General features: G+C 78.6%; 2 protein-coding genes. Both read right to left on the bottom strand.

Going from position 1 to position 1,774, the window contains the following annotated elements; translation table 11 throughout:
• Positions 1 to 83: 83 nt before the first annotated feature.
• Positions 84 to 1,514, bottom strand: a complete 1,431-nt coding sequence (locus tag PYV61_RS24995; RefSeq protein ID WP_275836598.1) for a hypothetical protein — start codon at positions 1,512 to 1,514, stop codon at positions 84 to 86.
• Positions 1,511 to 1,774, bottom strand: a 264-nt coding sequence (locus PYV61_RS24990) for a hypothetical protein (RefSeq protein ID WP_275836597.1), incomplete at its 5' end; no start/stop codon positions are given. The genes PYV61_RS24995 and PYV61_RS24990, both read right to left, overlap by 4 nt.

Below are 1,774 nucleotides of genomic sequence, written 5' to 3'. Positions count from 1 at the left end.
TTCGGCCGACGGCTGCCCGCGCCGCGCGCGCCAGGCGGCCAGCGCCGCCTCCAGCAGCGCGCCGAACAGGGCGAGGGCGAGCGTCACGGCGACGCCTCGCCCACCGCGCCGCGCAGGTAGCGCAGCATCTGGTCGCGCTCGCGCTCCGCCTGGAAGCGGCGGGCCGCGGGCGACTCGTCGCGTCCCATCATCGCCGGGGGCGCGTCGGGGGACTGCCAGCGCTCGCCGGCGGCGCGCACCGCGCCGCCGGCGGCGAAGGCGCCGGCGCCGATCGCGACCAGGGCGAGGGCGCCGGAGAGGGCGGCGCGGGCGAGGCGGGTGCGGAGGGCGGGTGGGGCGAGTTCGGGAGAATCGAGGTCGGATGGGGCGAACTCGGATGGGGCGACGTCGGGAGGGGCGAACGCGGGTACCGCGATCTCGGGTGCTGCGACGGCGCGCGGAGCGGGCTCGCTCCTATCGCGTTCGCCCTTCCCGAGTTCGCCCCTCCCGAGCTCGCCCTTCCCGAGCTCGCCGTACCCGACTCCCCTCCGAACCGCCGGCATCGCCACCGTCGCCCCGTTCGCCCCCGGATCCGGCACCATCCCCGCGCTCGCCAGCCGCGACGCCAGCGCGCCCAGCACCCCGCCGCGCGCGGCCTGGCGCGACACGATCGGCACCTCGACCGTCGCGAACGGCGCGTCGGGGGTGAACGCGGGCGACGGCGGCGCGGGCGGGGGCGGCGCGGGCGCGGCGGCGGGCGGCGCGTTGATCTCGGCCGCGAACCACGACAGCGTCGGCAGCAGCCCCACCGGGCGCACCCGCCCCGGCTCCGTCCCCGCCGACGAGATGGCGAAGCACCTCAGCCGCGGGCACGCCGCCTCGAACCAGGTGAACGTCGTCGGGCCGAGGTGCTCGAGCAGTGCCGCGCGCGGGTCGGCCAGCGCCGCCTCGCGCCGGTCCGGCGGCAGCGCGTCGACCTTGCTGAGGCAGAGCCCCACCGGGATCCCGAGCTGCGGCCCCCCCGCGTGCTCCAGCAGCGCGACGAGGTGGCGCAGCACCACCAGCCGGTCGAGCGACGACGGCGCGCCGGCGCTGAACAGCCAGAGCAGCCCGCCGCCGTTCGCGACGCGCGCGAACAGCGCCTTCCCGTGCTCGGTGTGCCCCAGCTCCGCGCGCGTCGAGTACTCGCCCGCCGGGTCGACGATCGACAGCCGCAGCGTGTCGCCGGTGGCGGCGCCCTTCCGGTACTGCCGCAGCAGGAACTCGATCGGGCGGTAGCCGTCCTTGCGCACGTCGGTCTTGGCGACCGCGCGGTCGAGCAGCTGCTCGTACGCGTCGAGGAGCTGCTCCTGCGTGTACGCGTCGCGCGAGTCCTTGGGGTGCGCCTCCCAGCGGTCGGGCTCCCGGCTCTTGGACGTCGCGTAGAGCGCGCCGAGCAGCCCGGTCTTCCCGGCCGCCGGGGCGCCCCAGAGGTGCAGCGTCTCGCGCGTCGGCGCCGCCTGCACCAGCGGCGCGGTGGCGTCGAGCGTCGTCATGCGCGCCGCCCGCGCAGGGCGTCCCACCACCCGCGCACCGCGCGCCGCGCGCGCCCGGCGGGCGTGCCGTCCGACACGCCGAGGTAGACGCGCAGCAGCATCGCGTCGGCGGGGCGCAGCGACCCGAGCCCCGCGCGCAGCAGCCCGCGCAGCTCGGCGTACGCCTGCTCGTCGCGCCCGCGCTCGACCTCCCCCACGGCGGCGGCGAGGCGGCGCAGCCGGAGCGCGTCGCGCAGCGCGGGCGGCACGCGCGCGCCCAC

It is taken from the genome of Roseisolibacter sp. H3M3-2, from assembly GCF_029211165.1.
Classification (GTDB): domain Bacteria; phylum Gemmatimonadota; class Gemmatimonadetes; order Gemmatimonadales; family Gemmatimonadaceae; genus Roseisolibacter.
This window is presented reverse-complemented; position numbering and strand designations above follow the sequence as displayed.